The sequence below is a fragment of the Gemmata obscuriglobus genome, from assembly GCF_008065095.1.
Lineage (GTDB): Bacteria > Planctomycetota > Planctomycetia > Gemmatales > Gemmataceae > Gemmata > Gemmata obscuriglobus.
This window is the reverse complement of record NZ_CP042911.1, coordinates 912,408-928,373: the sequence shown is the minus strand read 5'-3', so window position 1 is coordinate 928,373 and position 15,966 is coordinate 912,408. Positions and strand designations below refer to the sequence as shown.

The window sequence follows — 15,966 nt, the reverse complement described above, 5'->3', positions numbered from 1 at the left end:
CATTCGCTGGCGTGCTGCGGCCCACGAATCCAACGTTTCAAACCGCAAACGCGGCACTTTGGGCGGTGCGACTGGCCCAGGTGATTCAGGGCGAAATAGCTGCAAGACCTTTTAGAGCTGGTGCTTGCGATGTGGAATTCGAGCGGGTGGTGAACCGTTCGACCGGGCATCTGCCCCCGCTGTGACCGTGCGATGAGTCCAACCCGTTTCAGAAGTGTCGTATTGGGAGCTTACTCGATGGACTGGCTCTTGGAGCGAACACGAACGGCGTGTGCCCGGCGCAGGGGGTCCGGGGCGCCGAGCGGCGCGGGCGGCAGCGACCCGCTCGCGCCAGCCCCCGCGGGGCGCCCACCCCTTTTCTTTTCTCTCATCCCGATCTAACAGCGCGGCAACGGCGCAGTTGGGATAAACTGGGGTCAGATTAAAAGTTTGCGCTCCCCGGCGGTTTTCCGTTGATGGCTTCTGAGCAGCACGATATTCAGCCGCAATCACACGCGTGAACACCTCCGCCGGTCCAGCGGGCCGCCTGTTGGGGAACGGGCGACCTGCACTACACGGAACGACGGACACGATCGCCGTTACTGGGGGGAATTTATGGCTCCGCGTCACGGGAACCGGCTGAGAGCGGTTCCGGTCTGGAAGCTCCTGAAGCTCCGCAAATGGCTCCCCGGCGTGCTCGCCGCCGCGGCCGGGTTGGCTGGCCCCGTGGACATGGTGCTCGCGCAGCCGATGCCCGCGCCCGGCAAGCCCGGGGCCGTCGCGCCGACCGCGCCGGCGGCGCCTGCCGAGAAGTTGGTCAGCATCCACTTCGAGAAGGCCGGCTGGGACGAGGTCCTCGACTGGTACGCCAAGGAAACCGGACTGACGCTCATCACGACCGTCAAGCCCACCGGCACCGTCGCCATCAAGCCCGGCAAGGACAAAAAGTTCACCATCGGCGAGGTCACCGACCTCATCAACGAGGCGATGATGCAGCAGAAGTTTCTGCTCATCCGCCGGCACATGACGTTCTTCATCCAGCCGTCCGACGAAAAAATCGATCCGACGCTGCTGCCGCGCATCGCCCTGGACGAATTGCCGAGCCGGGGCCGCACCGAGATCGTGCAGATCGTGCTGCCGGTTAAGGGAATGGTGGTCACCGACTCGATCGACGAGTTGAAGAAGCTGCTCACCCCGTTCGGGACCATGATCCCGCTGACGCAGCCCAACTCGTACCTGGTGCAGGATACGGTCGGCAACATCATCCGCATCCAGAAGACGCTCCGCGATATCGAGGAGAAGGACGGAGCAGACAACCTGACTCACGTCTGCAAGTACCGCCGCCCGCAAGAGCTAGCCGAGGTGCTGGCGAAACTGATGACCAACCAGGACGTCAAGGTGGACGTCACCGGCACCCAAGGTCAGGGCGGCTGGGGCGGCCCGGGTGGCGGCTGGGGCGGTCCGGGAGGTGGCGGTTGGGGCGGCCCGGGTGGTGGCGGTTGGGGCGGCCCGGGTGGTGGTGACCGCGGGGGCGACCGTGGCCGCGGTGCAACGCCATCGGCTCCGGTTACCGGTGGGGGGCGTGTCAAAACCGTTCAGGTCGCTGTCGACACGCGTCGCAACGCCATCCTGGTAACCGCGCCGCAAGACAAGATCGGGCTCGCGAAGAAGCTGATCGAAGAACAGGACCAACCGCTATATCCAGACCAAAAGCCGCTGGTCGCGGCTGAGCCGGTGCTGAAATCGTTCAGCGTGCCGGCCGGGTCCGCAGCGGAACTGGCAAAGACGATCCAGACCCGGTTCCCGTGGGTAACGGCGATTCCTCTGCCGGCCCAGAACCAGATCATGGTTCTCGCAGCCCCGATGGATCTGCTCGACATCGCCAAGATCATTAACGGCGGTGAAGGCGGTGTCGGCGGCGCCGAGGCCGTGGAAACGACTTTCATCCCGCTGAACGATCTCGATCCGGGCGATGCCGCGACCCAACTGACGAAGTTGAGTCCGACCCCCGCCGCGGGTGGGCCGACGATCGAAGCGCAAAAGACAGGGCCGAACGTCGGGATACTGATCAAAGGCACGCCGGCACAAATTGCCGATGCCAAGAAAACCCTCAAACTCCTCGGCGAAACAAGCATCCCCGGGCCGGGTGGGGTGGCACCAAGCCTGGGCGGCACCACACGCACCATCAACCTGGGCGGCAGCGCGAACGCCGCCGCGGTCGCGGAGATGTTCAGCCGCGTGATGGAAGGGCGGGGCAAGCGGGTCATCATCCAGGACCCGCTGAACCCGGCTCCGCGGACGAACCCGGCCCCGGCCCCGGGTTCCAGCCCGCTGCGCCCGAAGGCGGACCCGCCGAAGTTGCCGGCCCCGGTCAAGCCGCCGCCCCTCGGGGCGCGTGAGCCGCTCCCGGGGCGGGACTTCCTGATCGCCGCGCAGGTCGTGGACCCGGCCAAGCGGGAAGACAAGCCGATCGTCATCACCGTGGCCGGCAACCGGCTGGTGATCGAGAGCGAGGACACCGCGGCCCTCGACGTGCTGTCGCAACTGGCCCGGTACATCGTCACCGAGGGCGCGAAGCCGGACGAGAACCTGTTCCGGGTGATCCGCCTGAAGTACGTGGCGGCGGAAGATGCCGCCCGCGAACTGACCGAGATTTTCAACGGCCCGCAGCAGCAACAGCAGCGCGGCGGCGGTGGCGGTCCCGGTGGCGGCCGTGGCGGGTTCGGGGGGCTCAACCCGCTCGCACTGCTCGGTTTGGGCGGGGGCGGTGACACCGGCCCGGCGTCCAAGGACCGCATCCGCGTGGTCGCCGAGAAGAGCAGCAACTCGGTGGTGGTGGTGAAGGCCAGCCCCGTCGATCTGGTGCTCATCGAGAAACTGCTCGGCGGCACGATCGACGCGGGGGTCAACGACTCGGCCGCGGTGCTCAAGACGTTCATCATCCCGCTGAAGAACGCGGACGCGGCGGAGATGGCCACGGTGGTGCGGGACGTGTACCGCAGCGCGATGGGCACCACCGGCCGCAACGCGGCGGTCGGGGCGATGCCGGCGTTCAACCCGTTCGCCGCGGCGCTTCAAGGCGGTGGCGGGCAGCAACAACAGCAGCCGCCGGCGCTGTCGATCTCCGTGGACGACCGCAGTAACAGCATCATCCTGCTGTGCGCGGAAACGCTCTACGGCGACGTGCGGGAACTGGTCGAGCAACTCGACAGCGCCACCGTCACGACCACCGAAGTGGTGAAGCTGGTGCAGTTGAAGGGCGTGGACCCGAACGTGGTGCAGCAGGCCGTGAACGCGATGCGGGGCATCGACTCGCGGCAGCAGGGCGGCCGCGGCGGAGTCGGCGGTGGTGGTGGCACCGGTGGCTTCGGCGGGGGCGGCACCGGCGGCGGGTTCCCCGGTGGCGGGGGCTTCGGCGGTGGCACAGGTGGGTTCGGCGGTGGTGGATTCGGTGGCGGCACCGGCGGCTTCGGCGGGGGTGGCACCGGCGGCTTCGGCGGGGGAGGTAACCGCGGAGGCGGAGGTGGTGCCGGCGGGGGAGGTAACCGCGGAGGTGGGGGCGGAGGCGGGGGAGCCCGAGGGGGCCGGACCGCGAGCCTGAACAACGGAGGGCCGACCGCAAATTTTGACTACCGGGGCACGGACGCCCCTTCGGCCGTCCACACGATCTACGACCCGCAAACCGACGAGGCGGACTTCGGGTACAACCGCCCGGCTCCGCCCCGCCCGCTCGGCGCCATCGTTATGGCCGGCGGGCAGCAGCCGGTCATCCCGGGCGCCCCGCCCATGATGACACCTCCCGCGCCTCCGGGCTCCGGGGACGGCGTGTACACCGGCCCCGCGCCGCGCGGCGTCGTCACGGCGATCCCGATCCAGGGGCTCGACGCGCTCGTGCTCCGCACCGCGGACGCCAAAGACCTCCAGATCGTACTGGAGCTGATCGAGATCCTGCAGCGCACGGCCCGCAACACCCAGCCGCGGGTGGAAATCGTGACGCTGGAGAACGGCGACTGTAACACGGTCGCCGAGCAGTTCAACGCGCTGTTCGGCCGGGTGCAACTCGGGCAGAACGGGGGCTACCTGCCCGGGCCGCGGGTCGGCAGTACCAACGTGGGCTTTGGCGGGTTCGGGCAGAACACCGGTGCAGCCAGCGCGGGTGCCGTGGCCGCGCTGGCCCTGCCGCGGCTCAACGCGGTCCTACTGGTCGCGCCCGAGGCCCGGTTCGAGGACGCCAAGAACGAGATGAAGCGGCTGTTCGACCAGTCGAACCGCGCGCCGTTCAAGGCGTTCCAGCTCAAGCGGGCGTCGGCCCAGCTCGTCGCGTACCAGATCCAGAACTTCTGGAACACCCGATACCCGGGCGACCCGCAGACGAAGAACCAGTTCCGGGTCACGTTTGATACGAGCAGCAATACGGTGTACGTCCAGGGCTCCCCGGGGGACCTGAAGGACGTCGAAGACCTGATCACGCTCATGGACATCTCGACGTCCAAAGCGGTCAACGACATGCGCATCTTCAAGCTGAAGAACGCGCTGTCGGACGAGTTGGGGCAGGTGCTGAGCCAGGCGCTGACGTCGAACGTGCTGAACCCGCTGGCCCAGCAGCAGTTCACCGGCCCGCAGGCGCAACTGCAGGGCGGTGCGGCGGCGTTCGGGATCACCGCGAACCAGGGCGGCGGCGCCAACCAGTTCGGCCAGGGTAACCAGTTCAACCTGGGCACCCAGGGGGCCACGCCGGGCGCGATCGGGCAGACCACCGGCCAGTTCGGCGCCACCCAGGTGCAGCAGATCAACGCGCTGATCCCGACCATCGGGACCGGCAGCGCCGGCGGGCTGCACACCAAGACGACCGCGATCAAGTTCTACTCGGCGCGGGACGGGAAGACGTACGAGACGGGGTTCCTCGAGGACATCCACATCGTCTCGCACGCCCGGATCAACTCGCTGATCATCGCGGCCCCGACCGAGACGATGAAGCTCATCGAGACGCTCATCGAGAACCTCGACACGGTCGCCGCGGCGCGGTCCTACGTGAACGTGTTCCGGCTGTCCCAGGGAGCCGACGCGACGCTGACGGCGAACCTGATCGCGCAATTGTTCACCGGCCAGGGGCGGACCGCCACCACCGGCATCCAGAACCAGGGGCTCGGGCAGAACACCACCCAGGCGCGGCCGCTGCTGACGATCAGCTCGGACCCGTCGGCCGGGGCGTCGCTGATCGACCTGCGGCTGTCGGTGGACGACCGCACCAACAGCATCATCGTGGCCGGCTCGCTCAACGACCTCGACACCATCCGGGCAGTCATCGCGCGGCTGGAGGGGTCGCAGGTGCAGAACCGGTACCACGAGGTGGTGAAGCTGCGGAACGCGGCCGCGGCCGATGTGGCCAACTCGGTGCAGCAGTTCTTCACGCAGGCCCTACAGGTGTACACCGGGGCGCAGTTCAACAGCGCGTTCCAGCAGCTCCAGCGGAGCGTGGTGGTGATCGCCGAGCCGGTGAGCAACACCGTGCTGGTGAGCGCCACGCCGGAGTACTTCGGCGAGATCAAGCGGATCATCGACAAGATCGACGCGCAGCCGCCGCAGGTCGTGATCCAGGTGACCATCGCCGAGGTGCAGCTCAACAACACGGAAGAGCTGGGCGTCGAGGTGGGGCTCCAGAGCCCGGTGTTCTTCGACCGCGGGACGACGCTGAACTTCAACACCACGACCGCGCTGCCCGCCGGTAACAACGTGGGCAACGGGATCGTCGGGTTCCAGGGGCTCGGGAACCTGGGCGTCGGGCGATCGTCGCCCACGCAAGGGGTCGGCGGGTTCGTGTTCTCGGCGTCGAACGACACGTTCTCGCTCCTGGTCCGGGCGCTCAAGGCGCAGGGCCGGGTGGACGTGCTGAGCCGGCCGCAGATCCAGGTGGCGGACAGCCAGACCGGGTACGTGAACATCGGCCAGAGCTACCCGGTGCCGACCGCGACCACGATCACCAACGGCCTGGCCCAGCAGGGCATCACGTACCAGGACATCGGGATCAGCTTGCGGGTTACCCCGCGGGTGAGCCCGGACGGCAAGGTGCTGATGCGGGTGGAGCCGACGGTGTCCAGCGTACAGCCCTCCACGGTGGCCGTGGGCGGCATCCAGGCGGCGGTGTTCAACTCGCAAACGGTGCAGACCACCGTGCTCGCGTCCGACGGCGAAACGATCGTGCTCGGTGGGCTGCTCAGCAAACAGGAGACCAAGAGCGAGGTCGGGATCCCGTACGCGAAGGACATCCCGTACCTGGGGGCGCTGTTCCGGTACCGGACGCACCAGGTCCAGCGGCGCGAGATCCTGGTCATCATGACCCCGCACATCGTGCGCAGCGAGTACGACAACGCCCGCATCCTGGCGGAGGAGTCGGCGAAGCTGAAGTGGTGCCTGCCGGAAGTGCTGGCGACCCACAAGCACGGCGGCGAGGTGATGGGACCGGCGGCGGCGGGCGCCCGCCCGGTGCCGACGGGGGCCGGCGGGCCGCAGGGCCAGCCCAACTTCGTGCCCGGTCCGGCGTACTTCGGCACCTTCAACGCTCCGATCCCGCTCGACGGCGGGGCGGCCACGGGTGTGCTCCAGCCCGGAACCCCGCAGCCGCAACCCGGAACGGTCGTGCCCCCGGGCATGGTGCCGCAGAACACGGTCATGCCGCCGAACGGCGGGGCGGCGATCCTCCCGGCCCAGCCCGCTCCGATGCTGACGCCGGCACCGGCGGCAATGCCGGCCCCCGGCCTGAACGTGCCCCTTCCGGGGACTCCCGGTGCGGCACTGCCGTCGTCCTCGGGCGTGATGCCGGTGAGTGCGTCGCAGCCGGTGTTCGCGCCGCCGCCGTTCCCGCAACCCGGCTTCGCGCCGGCGGTGCCGGCGGCCCCGCAAATCCCGGCCGCGCCGCAGGGCGCCGGGTACGTGATGCAGCAGCCCGGACAGCCGGTTCCGGCCGCGCCGGCGCCCGCCGTTCCGGGTGCCCCGAACCGCGGCTTCACCATGAGCGCCCCGCCGGCCGCGGCGCCGACCCAACCGGAACCGGGACGAGGCAAGGACGCCTCCCCGGTCGAACAGAAGCCGTATCTCAACGCCACGGAGGGCACGAAGTCATGGGTGCACGATATTCGTCGCTGACCGCAGTCGCCCTCGGGGCGCTTGCGATCGGGACCGGGTGCCTCTCAACGGAGGGGAAGAAGCCCGAGGTCCAGAAGTTGGACGTGATGAAGCCCGGGGTGCTCCCGCCGCCGCAGGAGACCACCCGCACGGACGATGCGCGCGGGGGCGGAGCGCCCGGGCCGGTGGTGCAGGCGTCGGCGACGGCCCCCGTGGCCGCCACCACGCCGGCGCCGGTCACGAGCGGGGCGCCGGCTGCTGCCCCAGCGAACCCGCTTGCGAAGCTGGGCGCGAAGCTCGAGCGCAAGGTCGTCGCGTCTGATTTCGCAGTGGGCTGGCAGAACCGGATCGCGTACCTTCCGGACCCGACGAAGAACGGACGGATGAACCCCGGCGTCGTGGGGCATATGTTCCTGTACAGCGGGTCCAAGATGGAGTTCGCGCAGGCCGACGGGGTGCTCACGGTGGACCTCGTGGACGACAGTCCGCGACCGCCGGGCCAGTCGCCTGCGACCCCGGAACGGTGGCAGTTTGATAAGGCGACGTTGCGGAACCTCCAGGCCCGTGACGAAACGTTCGGGCAGAGCTACAAGCTCTTCCTGCCGTGGCCGACGTACAAACCCGACATCACGCGGGTGAAGATTTCGGCCCGGTACGACCCGGAGAGCGGTCCGACGCTGTTCTCGCCGGCATCGACGATCACGTTCGACACTAGCGCGCCGTTCGGCTCGCAGGTGTGGGAGAAGGTGCCGAAGGAACGGGTAGGCGAGCCCCTGCTCCCTCCGGACGCACGTGCGTTCGGCAACCCTACAGTAGTGCAATCCGGTCCACCGATTCCGCTGGGCGGGAGCGGGGCCGGGACGGGGCCGATGATACCGATCCGCAACCAGTCGGCTCCCGCGCCGATGATGCCGATCCTGGGGGGCGCGGCACCGATCGCGATCCCGAACGGGCAAGCACCGATGATGCCGATCCCGAACGGCCCGCTCCCGATCCCGGGGCGGGAGGGGTTAGGGGCACCGTCGACGGCGAACACGATGCCGCTTGCGCCGAGTGGCGACGCTCCCAAGCCGGGTGACGTGCCGCAGATCACCACCGTTCTGCCGATTCCGTCGCGGCCATAACGGCCGGGGCGAATCGGACGGCAGAGGCGGGCGTGAGGTAACGGGTTCCGTTGCTTCACGCCCGCACAGTGTTGAGCTAGGAAACGTCGGCCCGAGATCACCTCTTCCGTTCTTGAATGATCACTCGGACGCCCTTCTTGTTCGACGAGATCACGTCGAGCAACCCGTCGCCGTTGATGTCCGCGACCTCGAACTGGGTTCCGATGCCGGAATCTTCGTCGATGGTCATCGGGGTGAACTTGACGATCCCGTCGGCGCCCTTCGTGTTCTTGAACCAGTAGATCGCGGCCGGACCGTCGGAGCCCGGTTCAGCCCGCCCGTGGCTCCACCAGCGCTTGCCGGTGATGAGGTCCGGGCGGCCGTCGCCGTCGATGTCCTTGAAGTGCGCTGCGTGGGTCTCGCTCACCAGCTTCGGGAACAGGTCCACCTTCTCGAACGTCGGGTGGCCGTCTTTGCTCGTGGCGCGCTGCTTGTGATACCAGATGCCGAACTGGTGGGCGGAAGAGCTGATGACGTCGGCTTTGCCGTCGCCGTCCATGTCGTAGGCGTACATGTCTGCCGCGGCGGCGCCCAAGTTGGCGGGGTGGAACTTCCAGGCCGTTTTTCCGTCGGCCTTCTCGGGCTGTTCCCACCACCCGTTAACGCACATCACGTCGGCGCGGCCGTCCCCGTTGATGTCACCGACTCCCAGCCCGTGGCTGAATTTCCGCGTGCCCGGGATCTCCGTCCCGGTGTTCGGAACCGGCTTGCCGTCCTTCATTTCCGGCGCGACGCTGGGCTCACTGATTGGGTGCAGTTCCCACAGCGCCGTCGGGTCCTTCGGGTTGGGGGTGAAGTAGGCCATCTGCCCTTCGGTCTCTTTGCCCTTCGGCTGCGAGCCCATGATGAGGACACGCTTACCCTGCTCAGTCAGTTCCGTGTAGAGCGGCGTTTCGTTACAGGCGGAGTGCCAGATGATGTGCTTCTTCCAGTGCAGCGGCTTGCCGTTTTCGCCAGCCGCTTTGCCCTTCGGGTTCTCCATCCAGTAGCACGGTGCGCCCGGAAAGTCGATCACGATGAGGTCCGCGTAGCCGTCCCCGTTGAGGTCCTCGGTCCAGCACGCGAACACGCGGCTGTAGTTGCGCAACCCGTCCTTGTGGTCCATGAACGGTTGCAGTTCGTGGGCCTTCCAGTCCGGCGCCTCGTACCAGTACTCGCCGTTGAGTACGTCGATCTTGCCGTCCTTGTTCACGTCCGCGACGGCCACGCCTTCGGACCGGAACTTGGTGTCGAGAACGGTCTTTTTCCAGGTGATGACTGGCTCGCCGGCCTTGGGCGCGGCGGCCGACGGGGTGAGCGCGGCGGTCAGCCCGGCCGCGGTGAGTGTGAGGGTGAGTGCGAGGCGCATGTTAGAGAGGTTCCTTCTGGGGTGTGACAGCGGTGAATTATGCGGCCGCGGCCGCACGAACGCAACGGGCTGGTTCGGTGTCACTTTGGCAAATCCCAGCGGCGGTCGTCGTCGGTCAGTTCGGTGCGGCGCCGGCTGGCCCGCTGAAGTGCCGGAAGCACGGCACCCGGGTCGGCATTCAGCAACCCGGCCGACCACACCGGGTTGAACTCCACCACCGCCCAACCGCGGTCCTCGATCAGTCCCACGTCAGCCACAAACACCGGCGGCAGCCGGTCTTTCATGTCCGCACAAAGTTGCTCGACCAACGGTCGCCCCGCAGTGGGCAGCGGACCTGATGCGTCCGTGCGGCGCCACGCGGGGCGCCCGTAAGAGAGATACGGTGAGCCCGCGATCACACGCCCTTCCAGCACAAAGTACCGCAACTCCACCGACCACTCGACCGGCTCGCTGAGCAGAACCGGGGCGTCGGGACATGAGCGCACCACAGGTGCGGATGTCGCGCGCGTTCGCGTACAGTCCGGCGTCGAACCATTTATCGAGCGGATCGGCTGGTTTCACGAACGTTCGTTTCTGAAGTCGCGTTAGGTCGGCAAAGGTCGCGAACCCAACGGCTCGGCGGAGGAACCGCCCCGGAACCCGCGTAAGCAGATCGAACGGCGGTTCCAGCAAAGCGATGTCGAGCGTTCGCGCGGCCAGCACTGCGAGTTCCGTCGTCACGTACACCACCGGTTCCGGCACATTAGTCGGCACGCAATCGCGTGACGAGCGGATTACCGACCAACCGGCGTCGAGCGCCGCGGCGCTGATTCGTTGGTCGTATCCGGCAGATGGCACCGGGCCGTTGGCGGAAGCGCGCGGGGGCGAACCCGCCACAATCAGGGTGGGCATAAGAAGCTCCGGGGTAGTTGAAGGATTCAGATGCGAGACGTGCGGGCGAGCGGAGATGCGGAAAGTGTCGGTCGGGCCGGTGGTCTACTTCTGGACCTGTGTCGTGGAGCGCTCACGGCGCCGCCGGAAGTGCTCCTGAACGTTCAGGAGCGGAACCACGGCTGGCGGGGATGATCCAGCCTGCTCCTGAACGTTCAGGAGCACTTCCGATAGCGGCGCTGGAACAGCGCTCCCCGCGCGGGGTGGCATGACAAAGGCTCGGCCGACGCAACATCGGCCTGCTGCAACGCAGCGAGCTAAACCTGAGCCGGCCCGACCGACACCGCATGATACCGCGGCACTACCGTCCGAGCAAGAACCGCAACGCCGGTTCCAGTTCGGTATGGCTGAAGGTGAATCCCGTCATCGCGAGCTTCGCGGGGCGGGCCTTCATGCTCGCGAGCAGCGCCTCGTCCGCGATCTCGCCGAACAGCGCCCGAAGCGCGAACCGGGGGAGCCACAGGAACGCCGGCCGGTTCAGCACGCGGCCCAGAGCTTTGGTGAACTCCCGGTTGGTCACCGGGTTCGGTCCGACGATGTTCACCGGGCCGCTCACCGACTCGTTCATCAGTGTGTGGTAAATCGCGCCGGCCGTGTCGTTCACGGTGATCCACGGGACGAACTGCCTTCCGCTCCCGAGCACGGCCCCGCCGCCGGCCTTGAACGCCAACAACTGCTTCCCGAGCGCCCCGCCCTTCGGCGAGAGCACCACGCCGATGCGGAGGTTGACGACGCGGATACCGGCGTCGCGCGCCGGCGCGCACGCCTCCTCCCACTTCTTCGTCACCTCGGGAAAGAAACCGGTGCCCGCCGCCGATTCCTCGGTCAGCTCTTCCTCGCCGCGGTCCCCGTAGAATCCCACCGCCGACGCGCACACGAACACCTTCGGCCGGCGCTCGGCGGGGAGCGCCACCAGCGACTGCACGAGCGCCCGGGTCGGGCCGTCGCGGCTGTCGACGATCTTTTGTTTCTTGGCGGCCGTCCAGCGCCCCTCAGCGACGTTGTCACCAGCGAGGTGAACCAGTGCGTCTACGCCCTCAAGGGCAGAAGAGGCGAGCGGCGCGTCGGGCTTCCAGCTTGTCCACGTAGTGCCGTCGTCGTAGGGCGGGCGGGCGTCGCCGGTGAGCAGCCGAACGACCCGGTGCCCGCCGGTGGTGAGCAGCGGCACGAGTTCCGAGCCGACCAGCCCACGCGAGCCGGTAACAGCGACCGTGAGGCGCGGTCGGTCGGCGAACTTCGCGTGCCGGGCGAGGTCGCTGGCGGTGATGAAATGTCGGTAGGCGAACACCTGCGCGAGCCGCCGCTTGACGATGCCGCTCCCGAGTACCCGCCCGGGCCACCCCAAGGGGACGCGGTACTCGATGCGGTCTTCGAGGAATGAGTGGTCCGGGCCATTCGGGATGAACTCGTGGTTGTGGTTGAAGGCCGCGAACGGCCCCTCGAGCTGACGGTCCCTGAACCCGAGTCCCGGGCGGAAGTTGTAGGACTCGGCGAGCCACGTGCCGCTGACCGGACCAACGACGTTGGTGCGCAGAGTGACGCGGAATCCCTCCGTACCGAACGCACCCTCCTGCTTCACGACCTGGGTATCCTCCCAGGGCGGCGCGAGCCGCCGGAACGCGAGCGGGCGGGCGTGCCAGGCGTACAGTTCGTCGGCCGACACGGGCATCGGCGAACGCAGGGTGAACACATCATCGGGCATGAGCGGACCTCAAGTTCGGCGCGGCCAGTTGGTGAACCGCAACAGGCGCGCCGGCCACCACCGGGCACCGGCCCACGTCGTCGCAAGTCGGTCATTCCCGCTCTTTTGTCCCTCACTGTTCCGAGCCGAAGCCCGGATTCGAGCGCGGGAAATATCACCCTGCTCGCGAGGCAGCGGATGCAAAGCTTAACGCCAAAACTCTTTGCATCTTCCCACCTGAATGATGCGGGGGCCGCGTTCCGAGCGTTGAAGCGTGGAATTCGTGGTAGCAACCAACCAGCGAATTGCCAGTCCGTGACCCGCCCACCGGCAGCGAATGTCCCGTCGGCGTCCCATCAGTGCCCCCGTTACTTGCGGGCGGTGACACGCCGTATACTCCGCTACGTCCCCGGTGAATTGAGCCGCTCATCGCACAAGTTCCGCCAAAATCATCGGGCATTCGGGTTGTCGAAGGGCGCGGTTGCGACCGGTCGCGCCCCCACATCAAGCCGCTTCATGCAACGGAGGTTGATACCGCCGTTGCCGCGACGCGCTGCCCCATTCGGCAGATGGCACCGCGGGCGGCGCGTCACGTGGCGGGGGGGTATCGACGCGGACCACTGCGGCGTTTGCATCGCGGCAGTGGTTCCAGATGTCGTCCGGAAAGCAATTTCGCGAGGTGGACGCTACCCCAGAGTTGTCCCGGCTGTCTCAATCCCACACATATCGTTCGTCCCATTCCTGTTCGTGCCGGGTCAGGAACTCGCGGAACTCGTCCTGGTAGTTCTGCTTGCGGTGGTGCTCCTCTTGGCGTCCGATGTAGGCCCGCACCGCCTCGACGTTCGACTTGCTGACCGCGAACGCCCCGTACCCGCCCTGCCACGCGAACCGCGCCGCGGGGAACGTCGCGTGAACCCACGCGGACGAGTTCGCCTTCAGGTCGCGGACCAGATCCGCGACGCACCCGCACCGGCCGAGCGACACGAGCAGGTGAATGTGATCGGCGATCCCGCCGACCGCAATGAGCGGTGCCTCGGCGATCCGGGCCGCGCCGCCGAGGTAGCTGTAAAGTCGCGGGGCCAAGTCGAGGGTGATGAGCGGTTCGCGGAACTTGGTGCTGAACACGATGTGGACGTGCAGGCACGCGAACGATTGGGGCATGGGCGGCCTCGCAATGATCCGGGGTTTGTCACCTCGGGGAGCCCAGGGTTGTCACCTCCGGGAACCCAGGATTGTCGCCTCTGGGAACCCAGGATTGTCGCCTCTGGGAGCCCAGGGTTGTCGCCTCTGGGAGCCCAGGGTTGTCACCTCTGGGAGCCCAGGGTTGTCACCCTGGGCAATGATCCCGCGCCCCGTTGGGGCGAAGAGATGGCATCAATCATCCTCGCGTGCGAGTCGGCAATCAATCGCCCACATCTGATTTATTTGGCTCTCGCCCCAACGGGGCGCGGGATCATTGCCCAGGGTGACAACCCTGGGCTCCCAGAGGTGACAATCCCAAACTTGCCTTGAATGCTATTGGCTAAAATTACAATAAACATCACATCCCTACTGACCTTTCCAAACCCGCGCCCGCGGCGTTACGCTACCAATTCTTTTCCGCCCGATCCACGGGAGACGCGCCGATGGCAGCCCGGTTCCAGATCACCAGCGATTACGCGCCCGCCGGCGACCAGCCCAAAGCCATCGAGCAGCTTACCCAGGGGTTCGCCAACGGCAAAAAGGTCCAGGTGCTCCTCGGCGCCACCGGCACCGGGAAGACGTTCACCGCGTCCAACGTCATCGCCCGCGCGAACAAGCCCACGCTGGTGCTGGCCCACAACAAGACCCTCGCCGCCCAGCTCTACAAGGAGTTCAAAGGGTTCTTCAAGAACAACGCGGTCCACTACTTCGTCAGCTATTACGACTACTACCAGCCCGAAGCGTACATCCCGCAGCGCGACATCTACATCGAAAAAGACTCCAGCATCAACGAGAACATCGACCGGCTGCGGCTCGCCGCCACGTCCGCCCTCGTGAGCCGCGAGGACGTCATCATCGTCGCGTCGGTGTCGTGCATCTACGGCCTCGGGTCCCCCTCCGACTACAAGCGGATGATGGTCTACGTCCGCAAGGGGGAGACGCTCGACCGGGACAACATGCTCCTGCGGCTGATCGACATCCAGTACAAGCGGAACGACGTGGCGTTCGAGCGCGGGACGGTGCGGGTCCGCGGCGACACCATCGACGTGTGGCCGGCGTCCGAGGAGTTCGCGTACCGGATCGAGCTGTTCGGCGACGACGTCGAGACGCTGTCGGTGATCCACCCGGTGTCCGGCGAAACGATCCGGCCGCTGGACGACCTCTACATCTACCCGGCGAAGCACTTCGTCACCCCGGAGGAGCGCGTCCAGGCGGCCATCAAGGGCATCGAAGAGGAACTGAACCAGCGGCTCGAGCAGTTCAAGACCGAGGGCAAGCTGCTGGAAATGGAGCGGCTCAAGGCCCGCTGCCGGTACGACCTGGACATGCTCCGCGAGGTGGGGTACTGCTCCGGCATCGAGAACTACGCCCGCTGGTTCAGCGGCCGCGCGCCCGGCGAGGCGCCGTACACGCTCATCGACTTCTTCCCTGAAGACTTCCTGCTCGTGGTGGACGAGTCGCACGTCACGCTGCCGCAGGTCCGCGGGATGTACTTCGGGGACCGCAGCCGCAAGGAAACGCTGGTCGCGCACGGGTTCCGGCTGCCGAGCGCGCTCGACAACCGGCCGCTCAAGTTCGACGAGTTCGAGAAGCGGATGACGCAGTGCCTGTGCCTCTCCGCGACCCCCGGCCCCTACGAACTGGAGAAGGTCGGCGGGGAGGTGGTCGAACAGGTGATCCGGCCGACCGGGCTGGTCGACCCGGTCATCCACGTGAAGCCCGCCCGCGGGCAAGTCAAGGACCTGGAGGCCGAGGTGCGCACCCGGGCCGCGAAGGGCGAACGGGCGCTCGTAACGGTGCTCACCAAGCGCATGGCGGAAGACCTCACCACCTACTTCCGCGACGCCGGGATGCGGTGCAAGTGGCTCCACTCGGAACTCGACGCGATCGAACGCATTCAGGTGCTCCGGGAGCTGCGCGAGGGACAGTTCGACGTGCTGGTGGGGGTGAACCTGCTCCGCGAGGGCCTCGACCTGCCGGAGGTGTCGCTGGTGGCCATCCTCGACGCCGACAAGGAGGGCTTCCTGCGGTCCGACAAGTCGCTGATCCAGACGATGGGCCGCGCCGCGCGGAACGTGAACGCGGAGGTGATCCTGTACGCCGACGTGGTGACCGACTCGATGAGCCGGGCCATGAACGAAACGAACCGGCGGCGCGAGATCCAGCTCGCGTACAACGCCGAACACGGGATCACGCCGCAAACGGTGAAGACGGCGATCAAGAACGAGATCGAGGACGAGATCGAGGCGCACCAGATGGCGCAGGCGGCCGCGACCGGCAGCAGCGCTGCGGCGGAAGACTACGTCACGGTCGAGTACGTTCAGAGCCTGTACGAGGAGATGCTCGAGGCGGCCAAAACGCTCGACTTCGAACGCGCGCAGGCGCTGCGCGACCAGATCGTGCGGCTCGAAACCGAGCTGCGCAAGAAGCACGGCGACGCCGCACCGCCGAGCGTGTTGGGCAACAAGACGGTGCCCGTCAGTCAGCCGGCCGGGGCGAAGCGACGCGCCAAGCGGAAGAACGCCTGACCCCGAGCGGCGGCGCGCCGCTGTCGTATTAAT

Annotated in this window: 7 protein-coding genes; 3 read left to right on the top strand and 4 right to left on the bottom strand. The window is 67.2% G+C overall.

The features are described from left to right. The first annotated feature begins 594 nt into the window (after positions 1–594). A complete protein-coding gene (locus tag GobsT_RS03850) occupies positions 595–7,122 on the top strand; it encodes a secretin N-terminal domain-containing protein (protein WP_029601151.1) in 6,528 nt (2,175 codons plus the stop codon). Further along, on the top strand, positions 7,098–8,225 hold the full coding sequence (locus GobsT_RS03845) for a hypothetical protein (RefSeq protein ID WP_010046100.1): 1,128 nt from the start codon (positions 7,098–7,100) through the stop codon (positions 8,223–8,225). The genes GobsT_RS03850 and GobsT_RS03845 overlap by 25 nt, the downstream gene beginning before the upstream one ends. A 97-nt stretch (positions 8,226–8,322) precedes the next feature. Here the strand turns inward: GobsT_RS03845 and GobsT_RS03840 are convergent, their stop codons facing one another. The 4 genes from GobsT_RS03840 to tnpA form a co-directional block, all read right to left on the bottom strand. Next, positions 8,323–9,612, bottom strand: a complete 1,290-nt coding sequence (locus GobsT_RS03840; protein ID WP_010046102.1) for an FG-GAP repeat domain-containing protein — start codon at positions 9,610–9,612, stop codon at positions 8,323–8,325. Between the two features lie 80 nt (positions 9,613–9,692). Beyond that, positions 9,693–10,100, bottom strand: a complete 408-nt coding sequence (locus GobsT_RS03835; RefSeq protein ID WP_071529335.1) for an ATP-grasp domain-containing protein — start codon at positions 10,098–10,100, stop codon at positions 9,693–9,695. Between the two features lie 743 nt (positions 10,101–10,843). Beyond that, positions 10,844–12,244: a TIGR01777 family oxidoreductase gene (locus tag GobsT_RS03830; RefSeq protein ID WP_010052424.1), complete on the bottom strand. Its 1,401-nt coding sequence runs from the start codon at positions 12,242–12,244 to the stop codon at positions 10,844–10,846. A 690-nt stretch (positions 12,245–12,934) separates the two neighbouring features. Beyond that, the gene (gene tnpA / locus GobsT_RS03825; RefSeq protein ID WP_010052422.1) at positions 12,935–13,384 is read right to left on the bottom strand and encodes an IS200/IS605 family transposase; all 450 of its coding nucleotides are present in this window, start codon (positions 13,382–13,384) and stop codon (positions 12,935–12,937) included. A 464-nt stretch (positions 13,385–13,848) separates the two neighbouring features. Here tnpA and uvrB point away from each other — a divergent pair, with 464 nt between their 5' ends. Next, positions 13,849–15,933: an excinuclease ABC subunit UvrB gene (gene uvrB, locus GobsT_RS03820; protein ID WP_010052770.1), complete on the top strand. Its 2,085-nt coding sequence runs from the start codon at positions 13,849–13,851 to the stop codon at positions 15,931–15,933. Positions 15,934–15,966 lie beyond the last annotated feature (33 nt).

Excerpts from the sequence above, each read along its gene's own strand:
- GobsT_RS03850 (WP_029601151.1), top strand. The coding sequence starts at position 595 with ATGGCTCCGCGTCACGGGAACCGGCTGAGAGCGGTTCCGGTCTGGAAG.
- GobsT_RS03845 (WP_010046100.1), top strand. The coding sequence starts at position 7,098 with ATGGGTGCACGATATTCGTCGCTGACCGCAGTCGCCCTCGGGGCGCTT.
- GobsT_RS03840 (WP_010046102.1), bottom strand. The coding sequence starts at position 9,612 with ATGCGCCTCGCACTCACCCTCACACTCACCGCGGCCGGGCTGACCGCC.
- GobsT_RS03830 (WP_010052424.1), bottom strand. The coding sequence starts at position 12,244 with ATGCCCGATGATGTGTTCACCCTGCGTTCGCCGATGCCCGTGTCGGCC.
- tnpA (WP_010052422.1), bottom strand. The coding sequence starts at position 13,384 with ATGCCCCAATCGTTCGCGTGCCTGCACGTCCACATCGTGTTCAGCACC.
- uvrB (WP_010052770.1), top strand. The coding sequence starts at position 13,849 with ATGGCAGCCCGGTTCCAGATCACCAGCGATTACGCGCCCGCCGGCGAC.